General features: G+C 73.2%; 18 protein-coding genes and 1 pseudogene. 3 read left to right on the top strand and 16 right to left on the bottom strand.

The genetic code is table 11. The annotated features are described in order from the left end of the window. Positions 1–41 precede the first annotated feature (41 nt). The 14 genes and pseudogenes from GBN72_RS15885 to GBN72_RS15955 all read right to left on the bottom strand — a co-directional run bounded on the left by GBN72_RS15885 (position 42) and on the right by GBN72_RS15955 (position 19,776). Entirely contained in the window at positions 42–1,079 is a 1,038-nt protein-coding gene (locus tag GBN72_RS15885) for an aldo/keto reductase (protein WP_151772438.1), read from the bottom strand. Continuing rightward, the gene (locus tag GBN72_RS15890; protein ID WP_151772439.1) at positions 1,076–5,014 is read right to left on the bottom strand and encodes an ABC transporter ATP-binding protein; all 3,939 of its coding nucleotides are present in this window, start codon (positions 5,012–5,014) and stop codon (positions 1,076–1,078) included. Before GBN72_RS15890 ends, GBN72_RS15885 begins: the two co-directional genes overlap by 4 nt. Beyond that, the gene (locus GBN72_RS15895) at positions 5,011–6,408 is read right to left on the bottom strand and encodes an LLM class flavin-dependent oxidoreductase (RefSeq protein ID WP_151772440.1); all 1,398 of its coding nucleotides are present in this window, start codon (positions 6,406–6,408) and stop codon (positions 5,011–5,013) included. The genes GBN72_RS15890 and GBN72_RS15895 overlap by 4 nt, the downstream gene beginning before the upstream one ends. Further along, positions 6,392–7,273 carry an ABC transporter ATP-binding protein gene (locus tag GBN72_RS15900; RefSeq protein ID WP_151772441.1) on the bottom strand — a complete coding sequence of 294 codons (882 nt, stop codon included), beginning with the start codon at positions 7,271–7,273 and terminating at the stop codon, positions 6,392–6,394. Before GBN72_RS15900 ends, GBN72_RS15895 begins: the two co-directional genes overlap by 17 nt. Beyond that, positions 7,249–8,151, bottom strand: coding sequence for an ABC transporter permease (locus GBN72_RS15905; protein ID WP_151772442.1), 903 nt, complete (start codon positions 8,149–8,151; stop codon positions 7,249–7,251). Before GBN72_RS15905 ends, GBN72_RS15900 begins: the two co-directional genes overlap by 25 nt. Before the next feature lie 13 nt (positions 8,152–8,164). After that, positions 8,165–9,217, bottom strand: a pseudogene (locus GBN72_RS15910) (ABC transporter substrate-binding protein); the annotation flags it as partial. 75 nt (positions 9,218–9,292) lie between these two features. After that, positions 9,293–9,796 carry a flavin reductase family protein gene (locus GBN72_RS15915; RefSeq protein WP_151772444.1) on the bottom strand — a complete coding sequence of 168 codons (504 nt, stop codon included), beginning with the start codon at positions 9,794–9,796 and terminating at the stop codon, positions 9,293–9,295. Positions 9,797–10,288: 492 nt separating this feature from the next. Beyond that, positions 10,289–11,545, bottom strand: coding sequence for an ROK family transcriptional regulator (locus GBN72_RS15920; protein WP_246212528.1), 1,257 nt, complete (start codon positions 11,543–11,545; stop codon positions 10,289–10,291). A 436-nt stretch (positions 11,546–11,981) separates the two neighbouring features. Continuing rightward, the gene (locus GBN72_RS15930) at positions 11,982–13,664 is read right to left on the bottom strand and encodes a VWA domain-containing protein (protein ID WP_439959770.1); all 1,683 of its coding nucleotides are present in this window, start codon (positions 13,662–13,664) and stop codon (positions 11,982–11,984) included. A gap of 14 nt (positions 13,665–13,678) precedes the next feature. Next, positions 13,679–14,842, bottom strand: a complete 1,164-nt coding sequence (locus GBN72_RS15935; protein WP_246212579.1) for an AAA family ATPase — start codon at positions 14,840–14,842, stop codon at positions 13,679–13,681. A gap of 336 nt (positions 14,843–15,178) precedes the next feature. Continuing rightward, complete coding sequence (locus tag GBN72_RS15940) at positions 15,179–16,216, bottom strand: aldo/keto reductase (protein WP_151772447.1); 1,038 nt, start codon at positions 16,214–16,216, stop codon at positions 15,179–15,181. Positions 16,217–16,384: 168 nt separating this feature from the next. Continuing rightward, positions 16,385–17,209 carry an NADPH-dependent oxidoreductase gene (locus GBN72_RS15945; protein ID WP_151772448.1) on the bottom strand — a complete coding sequence of 275 codons (825 nt, stop codon included), beginning with the start codon at positions 17,207–17,209 and terminating at the stop codon, positions 16,385–16,387. 170 nt (positions 17,210–17,379) lie between these two features. Then, positions 17,380–18,465 carry an LLM class flavin-dependent oxidoreductase gene (locus GBN72_RS15950; RefSeq protein ID WP_151772449.1) on the bottom strand — a complete coding sequence of 362 codons (1,086 nt, stop codon included), beginning with the start codon at positions 18,463–18,465 and terminating at the stop codon, positions 17,380–17,382. 927 nt (positions 18,466–19,392) lie between these two features. After that, complete coding sequence (locus tag GBN72_RS15955) at positions 19,393–19,776, bottom strand: winged helix-turn-helix transcriptional regulator (protein WP_151772450.1); 384 nt, start codon at positions 19,774–19,776, stop codon at positions 19,393–19,395. Between the two features lie 87 nt (positions 19,777–19,863). Here GBN72_RS15955 and GBN72_RS15960 point away from each other — a divergent pair, with 87 nt between their 5' ends. Then, positions 19,864–20,847 carry a zinc-dependent alcohol dehydrogenase family protein gene (locus GBN72_RS15960; protein WP_151772451.1) on the top strand — a complete coding sequence of 328 codons (984 nt, stop codon included), beginning with the start codon at positions 19,864–19,866 and terminating at the stop codon, positions 20,845–20,847. Positions 20,848–20,919: 72 nt separating this feature from the next. On the opposite strand, the gene GBN72_RS15965 is transcribed toward GBN72_RS15960, so the two are convergent. Continuing rightward, on the bottom strand, positions 20,920–21,300 hold the full coding sequence (locus GBN72_RS15965; RefSeq protein ID WP_151772452.1) for a winged helix-turn-helix transcriptional regulator: 381 nt from the start codon (positions 21,298–21,300) through the stop codon (positions 20,920–20,922). A 143-nt stretch (positions 21,301–21,443) separates the two neighbouring features. Between GBN72_RS15965 and GBN72_RS15970 the strand changes: the two genes are divergently transcribed. Beyond that, positions 21,444–21,851, top strand: a complete 408-nt coding sequence (locus tag GBN72_RS15970) for a RidA family protein (RefSeq protein WP_151772453.1) — start codon at positions 21,444–21,446, stop codon at positions 21,849–21,851. Between the two features lie 23 nt (positions 21,852–21,874). Here the strand turns inward: GBN72_RS15970 and GBN72_RS15975 are convergent, their stop codons facing one another. Beyond that, complete coding sequence (locus tag GBN72_RS15975) at positions 21,875–22,318, bottom strand: winged helix-turn-helix transcriptional regulator (protein WP_439959771.1); 444 nt, start codon at positions 22,316–22,318, stop codon at positions 21,875–21,877. 132 nt (positions 22,319–22,450) lie between these two features. Here GBN72_RS15975 and GBN72_RS15980 point away from each other — a divergent pair, with 132 nt between their 5' ends. Beyond that, entirely contained in the window at positions 22,451–23,323 is an 873-nt protein-coding gene (locus GBN72_RS15980) for an aldo/keto reductase family oxidoreductase (RefSeq protein WP_151772455.1), read from the top strand. The last annotated feature ends 83 nt before the right edge of the window (positions 23,324–23,406 follow it).

Raw genomic sequence — 23,406 nt, forward strand, 5'->3', positions numbered from 1 at the left:
CGGCGCGCCGGTCCTCGACCCTCCCGCGCGCCGTCGCGACGTCACGCCCGCACGCGACGGCGCAGTGCCGGGTCGGTGAGGGAGGGTGGGGTGTAACCCCCGTCGCGCGCGGAGAGGTTGGTGCCCGGCGGGACGATCTTGTCGATGCGGTCCAGGACGTCCTGGTCGAGGCGGATCGCGTCCGCGCCCAGCTGGCTCTCCAGCTGCTCGAAGGTGCGCGGGCCGATGATCGCGGATGTGACCGCCGGGTGTTCGAGGACGAACGCGAGGGCGAGCTGCACCAGCGTCAGCCCCGCCTCCTCGGCGAGCTGGGCGAGCGCCTCCGCCGCGTCGAGCTTGGCCGCGTTCTCGGGGGAGGCGATGTCGAAGCGCTCGGTCTGACGCGCGGAGCGGCTGGAGACGGGCTGCTCCGCGCCCTTGCGGTAGCGGCCGGACAGCCAGCCCCCGGCCAGCGGGCTCCAGACGAGCACGCCGAGGCCGTAGCGCCCGGCCACCGGCAGCACCTCGCGCTCGACGCCGCGGGCCAGCAGCGAGTACGGCGGCTGCTCGGCGACGACGCGCTCCCGTCCCCGTCGCTCGGCGGTCCACTGGCCCTCCACGATCGCGGACGCTTCGAACGTGGACGTCCCGATGTACCGGATCTTGCCCTGGCGCACCAGGTCGGTGAGCGCGCCGAGCGTCTCGTCGAAGTCGGTGTCGGGCTCCGGCCGGTGCACCTGGTACAGGTCGATCCAGTCGGTGCCCAGGCGCCGCAGGCTGTTCTCGACCTCGCGGACGATCCAACGGCGCGAGTTCCCTCGCTCGTTGGGCCCGTCGCCCAGAGCACCGTGGAACTTGGTGGCGAGCACCACGCCGTCCCGCCGGCCGCCCGCGAGGGCCTTGCCGACGATGGTCTCGGACTCGCCCGCCGAGTAGACGTCGGCCGTGTCCACGAAGTTGATCCCCGCGTCCAGCGCCCGGTGGATGATCCGTACGGAGTCCTCGTGGTCGGGGTTGCCCCGGGCGCCGAACATCATCGTCCCCAGGCACAGCGGGCTGACCTTCACGCCCGTGCGGCCCAGATTGCGGTACTGCGTCATCGTGCACTCTCCTGCATGAGGGGATCGGGGGTACGGGGATCGGTGGGGGTGGCGGACGCGGTGGGGGCGGCGGCGGCGTCCGCGGTGACGCCGTCGCGGAAGGCGTCCCACAGACGGCGGTAGGGGCCGTCCGCCGCGAGCAGCTCCTCGTGTGTGCCCGACTCGGCGATCCGGCCGCCGTCGAGGACGACGACCCGGTCGGCACGGGCGGCGGTGGTGAGCCGGTGGGCGACCACGACGGTGGTGCGGCGCCGGGTCAGGGCCTCCGTGGCGGCGGTCACCCGCCGTTCGGTGGCCAGGTCGAGAGAGGCCGTGGCCTCGTCGAGCAGCAGCACGTCCGGGTCGACGAGCTCGGCACGGGCCAGCGCGAGCAGCTGGCGCTGCCCGGCGGACAGGTTCCGTCCGCGTTCGCCGACCTGCTGGAGGTAGCCGCGGGGCAGCGCGGCGACCATCTCGTGCGCGCCGACGGCACGCGCGGCGGCCTCCACCTCGGCGTCCGAGGCGTCGGGGCGCCCGTAGGCGATGGCGTCGCGGACGGTCCCGCTGAACAGGTGCGGCTCCTGCGGAACGACACCGAGCCGGCGCCGGTAGCCCGTCAGGTCGTACGCCCGCAGGTCGACGCCGTCGACGCGGACGGTGCCGTCCGTCGGGTCGTAGAAGCGGGCGAGCAGCTTGACGACCGTGGACTTCCCGGCGCCCGTCGTGCCGACGGGCGCGACGGTCTCGCCCGGAGCGATCCGCAGCCGCAGACCGTCGAGGACCCGCCGGCCGCCGGGGTAGGCGAAGGACACCGCGTCGAACTCGACCTCGCCGCGCAGCCCCCGGACCTCGCGCGGGCGCAGTGCGGCGGGCGTGCCCGTCGACGTCCGCATGAGGGCCCGCAGCCGTGACAGGCCGATGACCGCCTGCTGGTAGCCGTCGAACACCTGCGACAGCTGCTGGATCGGCGCGAAGAACAGCTCCACGTACAGCAGGAACGCGATGAGCGTGCCCGCGGTCAGCCGCCCCTGGGTCACCTGCCCCGCCCCGACTGCCAGCACGGCCGCCGCCGCGAGCGTGCCCAGGAACTCCACGAACGGGAAGAACACGCTCATGCACCGCTGCGCGCGCAACCGCGCGTCCCGGAACTCGCCGGCCAGCACGGCGAAGCCACGGGCGTTGTGCTCCTCGCGGCGGAACGCCTGGGTGACCCGGATCATGGCGACGTTCTCCTGAAGGGCCGCGTTCACGACGCTCACGCGCTCGCGCGCCTCCCGGTAGGCGGGCACCGAGTACCGGCGGAAGAGGGCCGTCGCGGCGGCGAGCACCGGCACCACCGCGACCAGGACCAGGGCCAGCGCCGCGTCGATCACGAGCAGCGCGACGAGCACGCCCGTGATCGTCAGCGCGCTCACCACCGCCGTGATGAGGCCCGTCTGCACGAACGTCGACAGGGCGTCCACGTCCGTGGTCATCCGGGTCATGATCCGGCCGCCGAGCTCACGCTCGTAGTAGTCCAGGCCGAGCCGCTGCAACTGGGCGAACGTCTTCACCCGCAGCACGTACAGCAGGCGCTCGCCGGTGCGGCCCGTCGTCCTCACCTGCGCGACGCCGACGGCCCAGTTGGCCGCCACCACCAGCGCGGCGGCGACCGTGGCCGTGAGCAGCGCGCCGTGGACGCCCCGGGCCACGCCGTCGTCGACGCCGTGCCGCACCAGGACCGGCACGGCGATCTGCGCCAGGGCGTCGAGCGAGACGAGCAGGACCCCGAGCACCAGAGGCACCCGCAGGGGCCGCAGCAGGCGCCCCAGCGTCAGCTCCGGCTCGGCCGCCTCGGCGGCCTCGGCGGGCAGCCCCGGGTCGGCCCGCGGCAGCGGCATCCGGGCGAGCCCGGCCACGATCTCCGGGTTCGGCGGCGCGGAACCGAGCAGTCCGCCGCCGGTCGGACCGCCGTGCCCGGGACCGGAGGTGGCAGCCGCCTCCGCGAACGCCTGCGCGGCACGGACGGTGGCGTCGCCGCCCTCGTCGTCCGCGCGGGCGTCGAAGGCGCCGTCCTCGTCGCGGCGCCACAGGGCGGCGGTGACCGCGTCGGCGGGCGCGGGCGGAGGGGCGGGTGTGGACGCGGCCCGCGCGGGTTCGTCCGCCGCCGACAGCAGCGTCCGCAACAGCGGGGAACGGGAGCGGAGTTCGTCCAGGGTGCCGGTGTCGACGATCCGGCCCCCGTCCAGGACGGCGATCCGGTCGGCGAGCTCCAGGGTGGAGCGCCGGTGCGCCACGACGAGCGTCGTGGGGCGGCGGATCTCCTTGCGCAGCGCGTCGTGGATCTCCGCCTCCACCCGGGTGTCGATCGCCGACGTGGCGTCGTCCAGGACCAGCAGGGACGGCTCGGCCAGCAGGGCACGGGCCAGGGCGATCCGCTGCCGCTGCCCGCCGGAGAGCGTGAGCCCTTGTTCGCCGACGACCGTGTCGTAGCCATGGGAGAGCCGCTCGACGAACTCGTCGGCGCGGGCGAGGCGGGCCGCCGCGCGGATCCGCTCGTCGTCGGCGTCCGGGCAGCCGTACGCGATGTTGGCCCGCACGGTGTCCGAGAGCAGCAGCGACTCCTCGAACACGAAGCCGATCCGCGAGCGCAGCGAGTCCAGGGACAGGTCGCGCACGTCGTGGCCGCCGACCAGGACCCGGCCGCCGGCCACGTCGTAGAAGCGGGGCAGCAGCGCGGCCGCCGTCGACTTGCCCGAGCCGGCGAGCCCGATGACCGCCACGGTCTCGCCCGGCCGGATCTCCAGTGAGAAGCCGCGCAGCAGCGGCTTCCCGGACGCCGACCCGGACGACGTCCCGGACCGGCCGTCCGGTCCGTATCCGAAGGTGACGTCCTCCCAGACGACGGAGGGCGGGCCGGGCGGCAGCTCGGTCGCGTCGGGAGCCTCGGTCAGGCCCGGCGTCTCGTCGATCACCTCCAGGACACGGACCGCGCCCGCCCGCGCGGGCTGCCACACCGTGAGCAGGGTGGCCAGCTGCCGCACCGGTGTGACGAACGAGCCGAGGTAGGTGGTGAACGCCAGGAACGTGCCCAGCGAGATGTGACCCTCGAGCGCCATCCAGCCGCCGAGGGCGAGGACCGCGACCTGGCCGAGGGCGGGCACCGCCTGCAGCGCCGGGTTGTACCGGCTCATGTACCGCACGACCCGGATCCGGGAGGCGAAGAGTCGGCGCGCCCGCCGGTCCAGGTTCGCCCGCTCGCGCCGCTCCTGCCCGAACCCCTTCACCACCCGCACCCCGGTGACCGTCGCCTCCACGGCGGAGGCGACCTCGGCGGCCTCCTGCTGGGCGTGCCAGTTCGCGGGGAACAGGTCGCGGCGGCTGCGGAGGGCGATGAACCACAGCAGCGGCCCGACGACCAGCGCCACGGCCGTCAGCGGCGGGGACAGCAGTGCCATCAGCACCAGGGACGTCAGGAACATCAGCACGTTGCCGGTGAGGTTCGGCAGGAACTGCAGCAGCGTCTGGATGAGCGTGATGTCGGAGATGGAGCGGCTCACGGCCTGTCCCGTGCGCAGCTCGCCCTGCTTGACGCCGCCGAGCCGGACGAGCGAGGCGAAGGCGTCGTTGCGCAGGTCGTACTGGACGCCGAGCGACACCCGCCCCGACCGGTAGCGCCGGGTGAAGCTCGCGCCGAAGCGCACCGCGCCCAGCCCGGCCAGGAGGACGACCCACGGCGTCAGCGAGCCCGTGGTCCCGGCGTCCACGGTGTCGACGACATGGCGCAGGACCAGCGGCAGTGTCGCGGTGGCCAGGGCGGCGACGACCGCCGCCCCGTAGGCGAGGGCGAGGTCACGGCGGTGGCGCAGGCAGTAGCCGAGCAGTCGGCGCGCCCAGCCGTCGGGGCGAGGCCCGCCGGGTCCGGCCGCCGCAGCGGCGGCCGGACCCGGCGCGTTCGAGGGGGGACAACCGGTCACCGGGCGTCCACCAGGGCGGCGGACCGCTCGGCGGCCGTGTCCTGGCCGGACAGGTCGAAGAACTGGCTGGCCGGGCGGGGGAGGCCGTAGTGCTCGCGCAGGGTCGTCCCGGTGTACTCGGTCCGGAAGAGGCCGCGCTCCTGGAGGATCGGCACCACCTGGTCGACGAACCGTTCCAGGCCGGAGGGGAGCACCGCGGGCATGATGTTGAAGCCGTCCGCCGCGCCGCTGTCGTACCAGTGCTCGATGGTGTCGGCGACCTGCACGGCGGTCCCGGCGAAGGTCCGGTGCCCGCGTCCGCCGCCGAGCCGCCCGATCAGCTGTCGCACCGTCAGGTGCTCGCGCCGGGCGAGGTCGACGATGAGAGTGAAACGGCTCTTGGCCCCCTCGATCTCGTCCTCCGTGGGGATGTCCTCGGGCAGTTCCCGGTCGAGGTCGAGGTCCTCCGGCGCGATCCGCAGCGTCGTGGCGAGCTGACGCCTGGCGTACTCCGGCGAGATCAGCCGGTCCAGCTCCGCGTCCAGCTCCCGCGCCTCGGCCTCGGTGTCCCCGATGACCGGCACGATGCCGGGGAGGATCTTGATCCCTTCGGGGTCCCGGCCGAAGGCGACGGCACGCCGCTTCACGTCCTGGTAGAAGGCGATGCCGTCCTCCAGCGTCTGCTGGGCGGTGAACACGGCCTCCGCGTAGCGGGCGGCGAAGTCCTTGCCGTCCTCGCTCGAACCGGCCTGGACGAGGAGGGGGTGTCCCTGCGGCGAACGCTCCACGTTGAGCGGGCCGTCGACCCGGAAGTGCGCGCCCCGGTGCTCGATCCGCCGCACCCGCTCCGACAGCGCGTGCACGCCGCGCTCCTTGTCGGCCACGACGGCGTCGTCCGCCCAGCTGTCCCAGAGCTTGGCGGCCACCTCGACGAACTCGGCGGCCCGCTCGTAGCGCGCGTGGTGCAGCGGGGTGTCGTCCAGGCCGAAGTTGCGGGCCGCCTCGGCGCCGGCCGTGGTCACGATGTTCCAGCCGGCGCGCCCGCCGGACACGTGGTCCAGCGAGGCGAACCGGCGGGCGAGGTTGAAGGGTTCGTTGTAGCTCGTCGACGCGGTGGCGATCAGCCCGACGTGGCTGGTGACCGCGGCGAGCGCGGTCAGCAGGACGGTCGGCTCCAGCTTGCTCGACGGCCGGCGGCCGGGATCGCCGTGGAGGACCGGACTGTCGGCCAGGAACACCGAGTCGAGCTTGCCGCGTTCGGCGATCCGCGCCAGGTTCTGGTAGTGCGCGATGTCCGTACCGCCCCGTGCCGGGCTCTCGGGGAGCCGCCACGCCGCCTCGTGGTGACCCGCCGACATCAGGAAGGCGTTGAGGTGCAGGGGCTTGCGGGCGGGACGGTCAGGCGTGCGGGGCATGGGACTTCTCCTCGTGGAGGCCGTGACGGGGGTCGTCGTCGGCGGGGGTGCGGCCGACCGGGCGGCCGGTGGGGTGAGCGCCGGTGTCGCGGCGACCGTGATCCGGAGAGGCGGCGCCGGTCCCGGGGGAGTCCGGCTGGATCACGCCGAGCGCGGCGAGCAGGGTGTCGCGGTGCTCCTGGAACCGGGGGTCGCGACGGCTGCGGGGCGTGGGCAGTCCGACCGCGAGGTCCAGCGAGATCCGCCCGTCCTCGAGGACCAGGACCCGGTCCGCCAGCTCGACGGCCTCGTCGACGTCGTGGGTGACCAGGAGCACCGCCGGGCGGTGCCGTTCGTACAGTTCGCGCAGCAGATCGTGCATCCTGATCCGGGTCAGCGCGTCCAGCGCGCCGAACGGCTCGTCCGCCAGCAGCAGTTCGGGATCGTGGACCAGGGCGCGGGCGAGGGCCGCGCGCTGCTGCTCGCCGCCCGACAGCTCGTGGGGCCAGGACCGTTCGCGACCCGCGAGGCCCACCTCCTCGAGGGCGGTCAGCCCTCGCCTGCGCGCACCGGGACCGTGCAGGCCCAGGACGACGTTGTCCAGCACACGCAGCCACGGCAGCAGGCGGGAGTCCTGGAAGGACAGCGACACCCGGTCGGGCACCCGCAGTTCGCCCGTGCCCTCGACGCCGTGGTCGAGGCCCGCGACGGCACGCAGCAGCGTCGACTTGCCGGACCCGCTGCGCCCGAGCAGGGCGGTGAACTCGCCCGGGGCCAGGTCGAGATCGATGTCCTTCAGCACGGTCCGGTCGCCGAACCGGCGCACCAGGGCACGCGTCCGGACGGCCGGAACGGTCGCTGTCAGCCCGCCAGGGTACGTCGCCACGACAGGGCCCTCCTCTCGACGGCGCGGACGAGGGCGTCGGAGGCGAAGCCGAAGGCTCCGTACGCCACCAGGCCCACGATGATCACGTCGGACTGGGCGTACTGCTGGGCCTGGAACATCATGTAGCCGATGCCGCTGGTCGCGTTGATCTGCTCCACGACGATCAGACCGAGCCAGGACGAGGTCACGCCCAGCCGCAGCCCCACGAAGAACCCCGGCAGCGAGCCCGGGATCACCACCCTGCGCACGAACCGGAGCCGGCTGAGCCGCAGCACCTCGGCCAGCTCCACATGGCGGCTGTCGATGCCGGTGAGCGAGGCGTAGGTGTTGATGTACATGTTCACGGCCACGCCGAGCGCGATCACCGTGACCTTCATGTCCTCACCGATGCCGAGCCACAGGATCAGCAGCGGCAGCATCGCCAGGGACGGGATCGCCCGCTTGATCTGCAGCGGCCCGTCGACCAGGTATTCGCCCAGGCGGCTCAGGCCGGCCACGACGGCGAGCGAGACACCCGTCACGACGCCGAGGAGCAGCCCGAGGCCCGCCCGCTGCAGCGAGACGAGCACATTGCCCTGGAGCCGCCCGTCCTCGACCAGGTCGACGGCGGTGGACAGCACGGTTCCGGGTCCGGAGAGGATGCGCGGATCGAGCAGGCCCGCGGCGGAGGCACCCCACCAGGCGGCGAGGATCAGCGCCGGTCCGAGCAGCCGGCCGAACGGCACCGGGCGGGCCGGTCCCAGCCGTCGCCGCCGGGCCCGGGCGCGGCCGCCCGCCCCGGCGGCGGCGTCACCGGTGACCGGTGGCTCCCCGGAGTCCTTGCCCAGGTGCCCCTCGTGCTGCGGTCGAGGGGTGCGTTCCTTGACGACGGCGGTCATGATCCCTCCCGGTACGGTACGGTGCGGTGACGGCCTGGGCCGCCAGGCCCTCGAACCGCCGGTCGAAGAGCGGCGAGACGTCGAAGCGGGGCACGAAGCCGCCCTCGGCGAGGAGATCGGCGGTCTCCTGCTCCCAGGCGATCGCGTCGTCCCAACGGGCCGGGAAATGCGGCTTGTTGAGAGAGGCGACGATGCGCTTGCCGTCCTCGCGGCCGACTCCTTGGTCCTTGACGTAGTAGGCGTCGATCCAGCGCTCGGAGTGCTCCCACGCCCACACCGAGCCGCGCGCCCACAGCGGGATGAAACTGCGGACCGCGGCGGCCTTCGCGGGATCGTCCAGCACCTCGGCCGGCGCCCACAGGACGGTCAGCAGGTCGACGACGTCGGTCCGGACGTCCCGTGCGCCGTCCTTGCGGTACTGGTCGAGGTACTTGGTCAGCGTGGGCTCGCCGAGCGGGGCGACATCCACCTGCCGGGACTGGAGGGCGGTCAGGAACTGGGTGCTGGGCAGCTCCACCAACTCCACGTCGTCGTAGGCGATCCCCGCCTTCTGCAGCGCGCGGAGCACCACGACGCCCTGGGCCTGCCCCTGGGAGAACGCGATCTTCCTGCCGCGGAAGTCCTTTGCCCGGGCGACGGACGAGCCCGGGGCCGTGGCGAACACGTACGTGGGCTTACGGCGCAGCTGCACGGCCACGATCCGGGCCTTCACCCCGATGGCGTGCGCCTGGATCGGCGGAATTCCCGCATTGGAGGCCAGATCGATGGATTGGGCCCGGAAGCCCTGGATGATGTCCGGCCCTGCGGAAAGGTTCGGCCATTCGGAAACCGTGAACGGGAGTTCCTTCGCGAGGCCCGATTCCGCGAGCTGGATACGCGCGGTGCGGACGGCCACCGAAAGCGAGGTGCCCGGTGGCGGGGGAGCGGTGGAGAGTTTCTTCGCGGGAGCGGAATGCGCGGCGGGTGAGGGCGGCGGGGCGCAGCCGGCGAGGCAGAGCGCGCCACCTCCCGCGAGGGCGATAAAACTTCTTCGGGTCAGGTGTGACGGGACGGAGGCGGAAGCCATGGACGGTCCTGTTCCGGAGCGGGCTGTGGGAAGCCGGGCGGACATGCCGGGTGACGAGGGGCGGAGGGCGAGGGGTCAGACGGGGAGGTAGGCGCCGTCGTGGAAGAGCAGCGGGCGCCGCCCGGGCTCCTGCCAGGAGTCGACGACGCGGGCGACGACGATGCGGTGGTCGCCGGCCGGCACGAGGGACTCGATGTGCAGCCGCAGCCACCCCGCCACGTCCTCGAGCACCGGCTCGCCCTCGGGCAGCCGCCGCCAGGTGGTGGGCGCGGCGAAGCGGTCGATGCCGCTGGTGGCGAAACGCGCGGCCAGGTCCTCCTGGTCGGAGCCGAGGAAGTGGACCACGGCGGTCCGGGCCTGCTCGAGGTGGGGCCAGGAGGACGACCGCGTGGCAACGGAGAACGAGACGAGCGGAGGGGTGAGGGACAGCGACGACAACGACGTCGCCGTGAATCCGACGGGCCCGTGGCCGGCGTCGGCGGTGACGACCACGACACCTGCCGGATAGGCGCGGAAGGCCTGCTTGAAACGGTCGGGGGTGACACCCGTCAGGGGCTGCGAGGGCGCGGACAACGTCATGTCTCCTCCAGGGAGGGAAGCCACGAAGGCGCGAACGTACGAAGGCGCGAGGGCGTGCGGAAGTACGGCGTGCGGAAGACGGCCTGCGGAAGTACGGCGTGCGGAAGAAGGCGTGGAGCGGCAGGGCGTGAGGACGGGGATGACGCTTCAGGAGAACGGCTCCGGAGACCGCATGCCGAATACCGGACGCCGGGGAAAGCGGCGGAGGAAATGGCGGCACGGCAGGGCCTGGGAAAGCCGTGGACCGAGCGGGAGAAGGTCCGGATTCCGCCGCGTGGAACCGCTGTGCGGAATGCCGGTTCGGGTCGCCGTCAGGCAGAGGCCCGGGACAGGATCAACAACAACATCCCGTCGCGGGGAATACCCCGGAAATAGGTCGCTCGCTGCTCATGAATCCATCTTCCGGCGTGCGCTCAGGTGCGGTCAACAATGCAACTGATTGAATTAAGTCGGGTCTTCGCCGGTCGCCGGGTGCCGCCGGGGACCGGCGGGTCAGGACACGGCCGGGAGAGCCGGCCAGGGCCCGAGCGGATCGTCGTACAGCGCTCCCAGCGCCACCGCGGGACCGGCCGTCGCGAGGACGGAGCCGGTGAACGAGCTGGGCACGACACGGCGTTCGGGGTCGTCGCACACCCACGAGCGCTCGGCCACCTCCGACCGCAGCGCCGCGAGGCACTCGGGCAGCCGGCCCGCCCCCGGCTCGACCACGACCAGCGTGGCGGGATCGATCATGTCGAGGAGCACGGCGGCGGCCCGGCCCACGAGTCGGGCCCGGCGCAGGAACAGCTCCCGCGCCACCGGCTCGCCGGCCAGCGCCCGTTCCAGGAGGGCCGGGAAGGACGGCACCGGCAGCCCCGCCGCGGCGGCCTGCCGTACCAGCGCCGCCTCCGACACCTCCGACGCGAGGCACCCGCGCACCCTGCAGGTGCAGGACGCGGACCCGCCGTCGGCGGCGCCCACCGGCAGATGGGCGACCCTCCCGGCGGCGGACCGCGGGCCCTGGTGCACGGCACCCGCGGTCACGAACGCCGCGTCCACGACGTTGCCCACGAAGAGCAGCACCGCGCTCGACCGGGTGGCGCGCTGCCCCAGCAACTGCTCCGCGCGGGCCAACGCCCGTGCGTGGCTGTCGACATGGACCGGCAGACCGGTCGCGTCGGCGAGCACGCTGCGTACCGCCACGTCGCGCCAGCCGAGCTGGGGGTGCCGTACGACGACACCGGCCGCCGGGTCCACCCAGTGCCCGGTGGCGGCGCCCAGGGCGAGTACGGTCCGGCCCTGCGCGTGTGCCGTCACGAGACGCGGCAGCCGGGCAGCCAGCCCGTCGAGGACCGGGCCCGGAGCGATGTCCTCATGGGGGCGCCGCTCCTCCGCGACGATCCGGCCGCGCAGGTCCACCAGCGACAGCGTGGTGTGCGTGACGGCGATGTGGGCGCCGGCCACGAGGTAGCGGTCCGCGTCGACCTCCACCGGCACATGGGGCCGGCCCAGGCCGCGGCGGCCGGTCGTCTCCCGGCTCTCACGGAGCAGGCCCCGGCCCATCAGGACCCCGCAGTGCCCGCTCACCGCCGCCGGTGACAGACCGGTCAGCCGGGCGACGGTGCTGCGCGCCACCGGGCCGTGGTCGAGGACGGCGCCCAGCACCGCGCCCGCTCCGGAGGCGCGGCGCGCCGCCGGAAGGGCGGCCGGGATGTCCGAGCGCCGCAGGTGCGCGCCGTGCCGTGGGGTGGTCGCCGACGAAATCTCCACGAGATGCCTTCCCGATCCTGTACGAGTGCGGGGACGGTGGGGTACGAGGCAGCGCGGCGCGCTCGGTGCGGGATGCCCCCCGGCCGGCCCTGGCCAGGCCCGGACACACCCGGGAGCCCGCGTCCGGACGCGGTGGAACGTCCCGGGAAGACCGGGAAGACCGGGAAGACCGGGAGGACCGGGAGGACCGGGAGGACCGGGAGGACCGGGAGCCGGGAGATCAGGGAACCGAGGCCGCGCCGCTCTTCAGGTCCGACGACACGCGGCGGAGCACACACGCTTCAGGTCGAGGTGACCTCGAGTCGTCAGAAGCGCGGATCGGCACATGGGCGGCAACATAATCGGGGCCGCGCGAGCCGGTCAACAACCGGCCGCTCCGTGGACACCGGGCTCCCGGCGTCCCCCGCGTTCGAGGGAGTCCACCGCCCCACGCGGCTCAGACGAGCCGGAAGAGGTCGGCGGCGGCGTGCACGTCGGCGAGGTCCTCGACGGTGCGGAGGTTGTCGCACAGGGCTTCCAGGACCGAGCCGTGCCCGGTGTCCGCCGGGCCGCCGACGGCCACGCCGAAGAGCCTGAAGCCCAGCCGGCGTTTGGCGGCCCGCCACGCGCGCGTCCACTCCTCCGTGACCTCGCAGGCGTCGTCGGTGATGAGGACGATGTCCCCGCGTTGCCGCCCGGCGGCGTCGAACTCCTCCGCCAGCAGGTCCGCCGCCGCTGACAGCGGCCGCTGGAAGTCGGTGCCGCCGCCGAGGAAGGTCTCGGCGAAGCCGACGACCTCGGCGGTCGCGGCCGGGCGGCCGGCCGGGAAGCGGAACACGCGGAGCTGGTCGGCGGTGGAGAACAGGATGCCGACGAAGTCCCGCCCCGCCGCACGGGCCTGGTCCAGCAGCGCCAGGGCGCATGCCTTGGACCATGCCTCCCGGGTGACGCCCCCGGGTCCCTCGGCGTACATGGAGTGCGAGGTGTCGACGCACGCGATGACGGCGCCCTTGCCGGTGCTCCGCTCGCCCTGGCTGTCGTGGAGCATCAGTTCCCCGGCGGCGTACCGGGCGGCGAAGACCGCGCGGAGTCCGGGCAGGCCGAGGTGGGCCAGTTCGGAGGGCAGCACGCGGGAGAGGTCGTCGCCGACGGTGACGCCGACCAGCTCGCCGGTGGTGTTCTCCACCCTGCGGGCCCGCTCGCCGCCGGCCATCTCCCGGAAGCGGCCGATCAGTTCGGCCCACCGCGCGAGGCGGCCGCCGCGCAACCGCTCGGCGAGCCGGTCGCGTTCCTCGAACGGCATCCGCTCCAGCTCACCGCGGCCGATGCCCCACGCCCGCTGCAGCGCCGCCTCGTGCCGCACCGCCGTGGCGGCCCCCGCGGTGGCATGGCGCGCCATGGCCGTGATGTCGGCGGCGGCCGCGGAGACGGCCCGGGCGGCGGCCCGCCGGGCCTCCCGGGCGGTGGCCTCGGCCGCCTCGGCGGCTCCCACGGCCCGCCGCACGGCGGTGGCGACCGGGCCCGGCACGGTGCCGTCCGCGCCGGCCATGGCCGCGGCTCTCCGGAGTCCCTCGCCCACCCGGTCGGCGGCGTCCCGCGCGTCCCGCAGGGCACCGCCCGCCCGCGCGGCCCGTTCCCGGGCCTCCCAGTTCCGGACCAGCATCCGGCGCAGGGCGGACGCCTGGGCGAGGACGGCCATGGCGGCGGCGTAGGGGTCGCCGGCGGTCTCCCGGCGCAGTTCGGCGAAGTCCGCGGACCGCACCAGCGCGGTGACGATCCCGTGGTCGGCGAGCCGGGCGGGGTCCATCTCGGAGGGCTCCCGCAGCCGGGGTTCCGCCTCCCGGTACGCGGCCAGGAACACGTCGGCGAGGAGGTCGTCGGCGTGGTCGTGCTGGGAGCGGAGTTCGTCGGCCAGCTCGCGCAGCGCGGCCGACTGCGCGAGCGTGTCGCGCCACGCGATCCGGTCGAAGAAGTCGGCCACCACGGTCGCCGTGTGGCGCCCGGATGGCCCGACGCCCAAATTCAGCCAGGCCGCGGAGCGGCGTACCAGCTCGTCCAGCCCGGCCGGTGTCCCCCCGGCGGCACCGTCGGCAGCTCCGTCCGTGGTGCCGTCGGCAGTTCCGTCCGTGGCGCCGTCCACCGCCTCCCCGGCGCTCAGAGCTGCGCCTCCACCGCGCTCGCGTCCATGCCGAGGGCCTCGGTGAGCACGCGTGCGCGGACGGCGCGGTGACGACCCGTGACGCGGTCGACGGCGGCGGTGGAGCGCCCGGCGTCCGCCGCCTCCGTGCGCAGTCGCTCCAGCCGCTTGCCCGCCATGGCGAGCTTGTTGTGGGCGTTCTTGATGACCCACTCGCTCAGCGCCTCCCGGGACTGCCCGGCCATGGCGTCGAGCTGGGTCTCCAGCTCGTCGATGGTGTCGGCCAGGTCGAGGGCCTCCTTGGCATCGGGGTTGACCAGGTGCAGCACCTCCCGTTCGACGGCCGGGCGCTGGGCGGGCGAGTCCCACAGCACGTGGGTCAGGATCGACAGGTCGGTCTCGGCGACCGCCGGACGGCCGTCCAGGTACGCGGACGCCTGGAGCAGCCGCACCGCCTGCCGCCAGCGGCGGTCGGAGGCGATGAGTTCCTTGCGGCGCAGGGCGGCCCGCAGGGTGCACACGGCGTCCACGATCGTGTCCGGGACGGCGACGTCCGGAACGGTCTCGGTCACGGCCCGCCGCAGCGCGTCCAGTCCGACGGTGGTCCGGACCGGGGCGGCCGGGCGGCTGACGGCGGAGCGGACCAGCGCGGCGAAGTGGGAGGGGTCCGTCAGGTACCCGACCTCGATCCGCACCAGCAGCCGGTCGTAGATCGCGGCGGAGTCGTCTCCCTCGGGGAGTTCGTTGCTGGCGGTGATGGCGCCGATCAAGGGGCAGCGGATGGGCGCGCCGCCGTTCTCGGGGTGGTAGATCCGTTCGTTGAGGTAGCCCAGCGTCTCGTTCAGCGCGGCCGTGGAGCACTTGAAGATCTCGTCGATGAACGCGATGTCCGCGGTGGTGGCGCGGCCCTCGTAGACCTGGCGGTACTCGCCCCGGGACAGCGCGGCCACGTCGATGGGCCCGAACATCCGCGTCGGAGCGGTGAACTTCGACAGCAGGATCTCCCAGTACGAGGCCCCCTCGATCCGGCCCGTGAGCTCCCGGGCCATCTCGGACTTGGCCGTGCCGGGCGGGCCGAGCAGCAGGGAGTGCTGCCCGGCGAGCAGCGTCACCACCAGCGCGCGCACCACGTCGTCCCGCTCGTAGAAACGGTCCGACAGCTCCGCGGTGACCGCCCGCAGCCGCGCGGCCGTGTCGAAGGTGCCCTGGGGGCCCGGCCGGCCCTGGGACTCCGTGTTCCGCGACCGGTTCCCGGCCGTCACCGGGTGCCCCGGATGGTCCGCTCGGCCTCGGCGGCCGGACGTCGCGCGCCCACTGTCGTCCCCGTTCCATGGATACGTTCCGTCTGCTCCGGGGGAGGTTACCGTCCCGCACCGGTTCCGAGGCGGGTGCGGGGGCTCCTTCCCCAGGGCCTCGCCGGACCCGGGCCGGTGAGCCCTCGGGACCGGCCTCGAGCGCGGCCGGGCGGCCCCCCGCGCCCCACGGCGGCGGGCACGGGAGCCAACTCCCCGGATGTGTCAGCGGCGTTGGCCCGTTCCGTGCACGCCGTACTCGTCGATGGCGGCGAGTTCCTCGTCGGTGAACGCCGGACCGTTCAGGGCCCCCAGGTTGTGGTCGAGCTGCTCCTTGGAGCTGGCGCCTATCAGCGCCGAGGTCACGGCGGGGTTGCGCAGCACCCACTGCAGGGCGAGCTGGGCCAGCGACTGGCCGCGGCTCTCGGCGATCTTGTTCAGTTGTGCCGTGCGCTGCCGGTAGGTCACGTCGATCTGGTCGGGCGTGAGGAAGTCGCTGTTGCCGGCGCGGGCACCCTCCGGAATGGTCTCCAGGTACTTGTCGGTGAGCAGGCCCTGGGCCAGCGGGGAGTAGACGATGAGACCGAAGCCCTCCTCGACGGCCAGGTCGGCCAGGCCGTTCTGGTCGATGCTGCGGTCGTAGAGGGAGTAACGCGGCTGGTGGATGAGCAGCGGCACGCCCTCGGCCCTGAGCAGCCGGGCGATGGCCGCGGCGCGGTCGGGCTTGTAGTTGGAGATGCCGACGTACAGGGCCTTGCCCGACCGGACGGCTGTGGCGAGCGCGCCGGCGGTCTCCTCCAGCGGCGTCGTCTCGTCCGGGGTGTGGTGGTAGAAGATGTCGACGTAGTCGGTGCCCAGATCGCGCAGGCTCAGCTCCAGGGAGGACAGCAGCGCCTTGCGGCCGCCGCCGCGGAGGTTCGGGTTGGGCCCGAAGATGCCGCCGGCCTTGCTGGAGAGGATCAGCTCGTGGCGGTAGGGCGCCAGTTCCCGGCGCAGGACACGGCCGAGGGTCCGCTCGGCGGCGCGGTGCGGCGGGCCGTAGCGGTTGGCGTTGTCGAGGTGGGAGATCCCCAGGTCGAAGGCGTGCAGGATGATGTCGCGCTGGGTGTCGTAGGCGTAGTCGGCGCCGAACTTCTGCCACAGGCCCAGGGAGACGGCCGGAAGGCCGAGCCCGGACCGTCCGGTGCGGCGGTAGGGCAGGGACGCGTAGCGGTCGTCGGCCGCCTTGAAGACGTCCTCGTAGTGCGGGTACTGCTCGCTCATCGGGTGCTCTTCTCCTGTCGGGGCGTGCGGGAGGGGTGGGGAAGGAACTCGGCGGCGCAGCGCGGCCGGCCGGAGCGAGGGATGTCGCGGCCGGTGTCGCGCTCCAGGAATCGGGTGCCGGGGGCGACGATCTCGTCGACGGCGTCCAGGGGCGGCCCGGGACGGTGGTCAGCGGGAGGGCAGCTCGCGGCGTTCGAGGACGTCGCGGAGACGGTCGCGGCCGGCCAGGCTGGCGGCGCCGGCGAGCCGGGCCAGGACGCGCTCCGTCCACGCGCCGGTCAGTCCGTGGGCGTGGTTGTAGGCGGCCAGGCGCTCGTCGTACGCCGGCAGGCCGGCGTCGGCCCGGCCGGCGTCGTAGGTCTCGCGGTGCAGGACGGCGGTCTGGGGGAGGCGGGGCTTGACGTCGGCGTCCTCCGCGGGGTCGGGGCGCCCGACCGCCAGCCCGAAGACGGCCACGCTGTGCGGCGGCAGCCCCAGTTCGTCAGCGACCTCCTCGGGGTGGTTGCGGACCGCGCCCACGAAGACCGCGCCCAGGCCGAGCGACTCCAGCGCCACGACCGCGTTCTGGGCCGCCAGCGCGGTGTCGATGACGCCGAGCAGCGTGGACTCCAGGTAGGCCGTGGCGTCGAGCGGCTTGTCGTCGCGCTCCGCCAGGCGGTGGCCGCGGTCGAGGTCGGCCACCCAGACCAGGAACAACGGCGCCTCGTCGATGAACCTCTGTCCTGCCGCCAGGTCCGACAGCCGCCGCTTGCGCTCCGGGTCGGTCACCGCGACGACGCTCCAGGCCTGCAGGTTCGAGGACGTCGACGCCGACGACGCCGCGGCCACGACGGCCCGCAGTTCGTCCTCGGTGACGGGGTCCGGCAGGAAGGCGCGCACCGAGCGGTGGCGCAGCTGGTGCTCGATGACCGGCGAGGTCGCCGCGAGGACGAAGTCCGGGTCGCCGTAGCGGGCGCCCGCCCGGTTGACTGTCGTGGAATCGATGAGGGTCATGCGCAGGGCCTCTCTTCGGGAGGGAACGGGATCGGCGACGGGCCGGTCGCCACGGCGGAGCCGCGGGTGGACCGGTGGTGCGGTGGTGCGGTGCCGGGCGGGCGGCCGCACGCCGGGCGGGACGGGGCCCCGGCCGGCCGGGGAGGCCGCCGGCGTCGTGGCGAGGACGGTCAGCGGGCGCTCTCCAGCGCGCGGAGCTTGGGCAGCAGCTCGTCGCCGACGCGGACGATCTCCTGCTTGTAGGGCGTGTCCGACAGGACGAAGTGCGAGATGCCCAGCTCGCGGTAGCGCTGGAGCGCCTGCGCGACGTCGTCGGCCGAACCCACCAGCCAGGTGGTTCCGGCCCCGCCGCCGCCCACCGTGCCCGGCGTGGTGTAGAGGCAGGTGTCGAGCACCTCGCCGCGCTCGGCGAGTTCGAGCAGGCGCCGCTGGCCCACCGCGGTCCGCCGGTTGCCGACGGCGGCCCGGCCGGTGCCGGCCGCGGCCTTCTCAGCCATGCCGGCCACCTTGGCCTCCGCGTCGCGCCATGCCTCCTCGGTGGTGTCACGGACGAGGGTGGTGATGCGCAGGCCGAACTCCAGCGGCCTGTGCCTGCGTTCGACCGTGGTCTCCAGCTTCCTCAGCCGCTCGATGCGTTCGGCCAGGCCCCCCAGCGGCTCGCCCCAGAACAGCTGCACGTCCGCCTCGGCGGCGGCCACCCGCTCGGCGGCCGCGGAAGCGCCACCGAAGTAGAGGGTCGGGTGCCGGTCGGGGTAACCGCCGGGGTGCGGCAGCACGGAGGAGTTCTCCACGGCGAAGTGCTCGCCCCGGTAGGTGACGTTCTCCTCCGTCCACAGGCGCCGGACCAGATGGACGAACTCGCGGGTGCGCTCGTAGCGGTTGGCCGGGTCGGTGGTGTGGTCGCCGTAGGCCGCCAGGTTGTCGAGGCCGCTGACGATGTTGACCAGCACCCGGCCGCCGCTCAGGTGGTCGAGCGTGGCGGCGGAGCTCGCGAAGTGCGCGGGCTGCCAGTAGCCGGGCCGCACGGCGATCAGCGGCTTGAACGTCGTGGTCCTGGCTGCCAGCGTGGAGCCCAGCGTGAAGGTGTCGGGGCGGCCCCAGCCGGTGCCCAGCAGCGCGCCCTCCCAGCCGTGCTCCTCGGCGGTGCGGGCCAGGTCGGTGGAGTGGTCGAGTGTGCCCCAGCCCTCGTCCCTGCCGGTGTCGTCGCCGCGGTGGCCCGGCTCGATCTGGTTCGGTATGTACCACAGGTAGCTCATGTCGGTGTCCTGTTCCGTCCGGATGCGGATGCGGGTGGGGCTCGGGTGCGGATGCGGGGCTCGGGTGACGCCTCAGGGGAGGCGGGGACGCCGTCGGCGATCGCGCCGAGCCGCGCGCCGTCCTCGTCCGTCCGGGGTCGTGTCGTGTGGGCATGTGGGCTGCGGCGCGTCGGGCTGGTGGCGTCCGGATTCACGGCACGGCGGTGACCTCGTGGATCAGGCCCGGCTCGGCAGCGAGAAGGCGCCGCGCAGGCTCTCGCCGGTGCCGGGGGTCCCGCCGGTGGGCGCGGCGAGCGCCGGCACGACGTTGCAGCCCGTGTCCGGCACCGACCGCCGCGCCGTCGAGAACGCGGATCGCCGTGACCCCGGCCTCAGCCTCGGTGATGCGGGCGGCGTCGGAGGGGGAGAGGGCGGTGCTTCAGGACCGCCCGGTGCGTGTGTCGAGGCGCATGACGGCAGCGGGCAAGACAGCGGTGACAGCTCCCGTGCCAGGGCAACTCCGAGGTGGCGGAGCGACGTTGCTCACGCACCGGGATGCCGGGAGTGGGGCGGGGGAGCGGCTGGACGAACGCGACGACGGTCCGGCGGGAGCCGGCGACGGACCGATGAGAACGGCCGAGGGGACGAACCGTCAGCGGAAGCGACACGCGCTGGTGGCGATCAACATGAAGTCAACCACTCGGCGGCTGGTCAGCGGGGTCCACGGCATGAGCGAGAGACTCGCACCCGCGGGCAAGGACGGTCAAGGGCCGCCCCGACACCTTCGTGGGCCCGTCATGTCGCCGCAACAACCGGGGTGGGAGCGGGCCGGGGAAGGGCCGGGCGCCATCGTTCGGTACGCCGGAACTGGCGCTCAGAGCCTGGCCCTTGCCGCCTGGCCCTTGGCGTCTGCCGCCCGCCGCCGGGGCCGCCGCCGCGTGGCCGAGGTCAACCCGCCGTGCGGGTCCGCACGGCGGACGTGGCTTCCGCGGCCTCCTGGAAGTCGACGACTGCCTCACCGTGGTCCCTCGCCCAGTTCGTCAGGACCTCGATGGGCTCGACGAGGGTCCGGCCGAGGTCGGTGAGGCTGTACTCGACCCGCCGTGGCGCTTGCGCATGGCGCTCGACCAGACCGTACCGCTGGAGCCGGCGCAGTGTCTGGGTGAGGACCTTGCGGGAGACGCCGCCGATGAGGTCGACGAGCTCGCCGTGCCTGCGGGGCCGGTGACTGAGTCCGAAGAGCACGAGCACGGTCCACTTGTCGGAGATGATCTCGACCGCCAGGCGCGTGGGGCAGTCGGCGAGGAGGCCTGGTGCGGCGTCGTTCTGCATGAGGACCGAAGGTACCAAGAGGTAACCCGAGCCTGCGTAGCGTCGCTGGCGAACAACGCAACCAGCGACGGATGTTGAGGAGTCACCATGCCCCGAGTCGTAGTGTTCGACGAGTTCGGCGGGCCGGATGTCCTGCGGATCGTCGAGGAGCCGGTCCTCGAGCCCGCAGCCGGTGAAGTGCGGGTCAGGATCGAGGCGTTCGCCGTCAACCCGCTCGACCTGATGATGCGCTCCGGCGCCCTGCCCGCGGTCGTCCCCCTGCCGCACGCCCGCCTCGGAGTCGAGGGAACCGGCGTTGTCGACGCGCTGGGCCCGGACACCACCGGGCTGGAGATCGGCGACCCGGTCATCCTCACGGCCGTCCCGAACGCGAGCGTCAGGGGCAGCTACGCCGAATACACCACGGTCCCCGCGAGCCGGGTCGTCGCCCGGCCGGCCGGGCTCGGCGTCAGGGAGGCGGCGGCGGTCTGGGTCGCGTACTCCACCGCCTACGGCGCGCTCGTCGAGAAGGCGCGGATGCGGCCCGGGGACCACGTCCTGATCACCGCCGCGTCCGGCGGCGTGGGCCGGGCGGCGATACAGATTGCCGACCGGATCGGCGCCGTGCCCATCGCCGTGACCCGGCACGCCGCGAAGGAGGACGAGCTGCTCGCGGCCGGCGCCGCCGCGGTCGTCGCCACCGACCACACGGACGTCGTCGAAGCCGTCCGCCACCACACCGGCGGGACCGGCGCGGACATCGTCCTCGACCTCGTCATGGGCCCCGGCCAGCAGGACCTCCTGAACTCGGCCCGCCCGGGCGGCACGCTGGTCGCCGCCGGCTTCCTGGACCCGCGCCCCACACCCTTCCCGACCGGCTCGCCGCTCACGATCCACAGCTACCGGAGCTTCGAGCACACCCTCGACGCCGACGTCGTGGCGCGCATGGCGGCCTTCCTGAACGCCGGTGTCCGCGACGGGGCGCTGCGGCCCGCCGTCGACACGGCGTTCACCCTCGACGACGTCGTCGAGGCACACCACCACCTCGAGAAGGGCCTCCACGCCGGGAAGAAGATCGTCGTCACGGTCTAGGACTCCGCCGTGGCGACCTCGCTGGAACGGTACGCGCGTCAGGCGGTGGCGCGCCGTGAAGGCGGCCCACCGTCAGGCGTCGAAGCGGCGGCGGGCGGTCTCGATGTGACGGAGATAGGTGTGGGTCCAGTCGCACATCCCGTCGACGGTCGCGCGCAGGCCCTGGCCCGGTGCGGTGAGGGTGTACTCGACCCGGGGCGGCACCGTGGGGTGCACGGTGCGCTCGACCAGGCCGTTGCGCTCCAGCATGCGCAGGTTCTGGGTGAGCATCTTGTGGCTGATGCCCTCTATCCCGTTCCGGAGTTCGGTGAAGCGCAGGGTGCGTTCACCGAGCGTCTCGATGATCAGGAACGCCCACTTGTTGGCGACGTCGGAGAAGATCTCCCGCGCCAGGGAATCCGCGCGCCTGAGATCCGCTTCCTCGGGTGAGTCCCCGAACTGCTTGGTCACCATCAGGTTCCCCAGTCACTGAAAAGTGCGTTCTTCCACGTCAGCGCTCACTCTCCTACGGTTTCCGAGTAACCACAAGAGAGCGACGGCGCCCCTGGTCGCCTGGACGCGAACCTACGGGCACTCATGACGAGGAGACAGACAGCATGGCCATCACCCTGGTGAACCCCAGTGGATTGCCCAAGATCGATGTCTACCGGCAGGTGTCGATCGCATCCGGATCGAAGCTGGTCTTCATCGCCGGACAGGTCGCCTGGGACAGCGAGGGGGTCACGATCGGCGAAGGTGACCTCGCCGCTCAGGCCGAGCGGTGCTACCTCAACATCGGCACCGCCCTGGCGGAGGTCGGCGGCTCCTTCGACGACGTCGCGAAACTGACCTTCCACGTCGTCGACTGGACCCCCGACAAGATGTCCCCGCTCCTGGAGGGCATCTCCCGGGCGGCCGCGAAGCTGGGAGTCACCCCGGTGCCGCCGGCCACGCTCATCGGCGTCGCGGCGCTCGACATCCCCGACCACTTGGTCGAGATCGAAGCCACCGCGGTCCTCGACTGAACTCACGCTCCGCGCCCACTGCGTCAGGAGGGGCGGGCATCGTGGTTCTCGCGGTTCGCGAGGACTTCCTCCATGTGCGTCTGCGCCCAGTTCCTGAGCCCGCGCGTCATGTGGTGGAGCGAGAGGCCGAGGCTGGTCAGCTCGTAGGAGACGGTGACCGGGACGGTTGGTGTCACGGTACGGGTGAGCAGGCCGTCGCGCTCCAGCGACCGGAGCGTCTGGGTCAGCATCTTCTGGCTGACCCCGGCCAGAAGACGCGAGATCTCCGAGTAGCGCATCGCCTTCGGGGCGTCCGGCTGTGCCGCACCGGGCCGGTCGGCGCCGCTGTCGCCGCCCAGCGCACACAGGACCAGGACGACCCACTTGTCCGAGATGCGGTCGAGCAGCTGCCGGCTGGGGCATGCCGCCAGGAACGCGTTGTACTCCACCTTGGCCTGAGCCCTCTTCCGGGCCGCGTTCGTCGTCACTGCTCGCACCTCTCACCGATGGGTGGGTTACGCACTCCCAAGTGCCTACTTCCTCCTGGGAAGTTCCTCTCCCATGCTGATGCAGGGAGGCAGCAGGCGCCACCCCCCGAGTGCACGACGAAAGGCAACAAGATGAGCACACCCTCCCTCTCCCTTCCCGGCGGCACCTGGACTCTGGGCGACCTGACCGTCACCCGGTTCGGCTACGGTGCGATGCAACTGGCCGGCCCGTGGGTCATGGGGCCGCCGGCCGATCGCGAGGGTGCCCTGTCCGTTCTGCGTGAAGCGGTCGGGCTTGGTGTCACCCACATCGACACCAGCGATGCCTACGGGCCGCGGATCACCAACGAGTTGATCCGCGAGGCACTGCACCCCTATCCCGAGTCGCTGCACATCGCGACCAAGGTGGGCGCGACCCGCGACGAACAGGGTGGCTGGCCTCCGGCCCGGCGACCCGAAGACCTGCGCCGCCAGGTCCACGACAACCTCACGTCCCTCGGGCTCGACGTACTGGACCTGGTCAACCTCCGGCTCGGCGACGCCGAAGGTCCCCGACCCGGATCGCCGGCCGAGGCGTTCGAGACGCTCGTCGAGCTCCAGCGGCAGGGCCTGATCCGCCACCTCGGGGTCAGCAACGCCACCGAGGAGCAGGTCGCCGAGGCGCGGAGCATCGCGCCGATCGTGTGCGTGCAGAACATGTACAACCTCGCCCACCGGCACGACGACAAGCTCATCGACCGGCTCGCCACCGACGGCGTCGCGTACGTGCCCTTCTTCCCCCTCGGGGGCTTCACCCCTCTCCAGTCCTCGGCGCTCTCGGCGGTCGCCGCCCGAAGGGAGACGACACCGATGTCCGTCGCGCTGGCCTGGCTGCTGCAGCGTTCACCGAACATCCTCCTCATCCCCGGCACGTCGTCGACGGCACACCTGCGCGACAACGTCGCCGGCGCGGGACTCTCCCTCACCCATGAGGACTTGACCGAACTGGACGGCATCGGCCGCTGAATGCCGCAACGGTGAAGCCACGCTCGTGGCCCCGGCCCCGGACACCTTCACGTGCCCGGGGCCGAAGCGGGACGATCCCCTCA

This window comes from Streptomyces abyssomicinicus, from assembly GCF_008974245.1.
Taxonomy (GTDB): Bacteria; Actinomycetota; Actinomycetes; order Streptomycetales; family Streptomycetaceae; genus Streptomyces; species Streptomyces abyssomicinicus.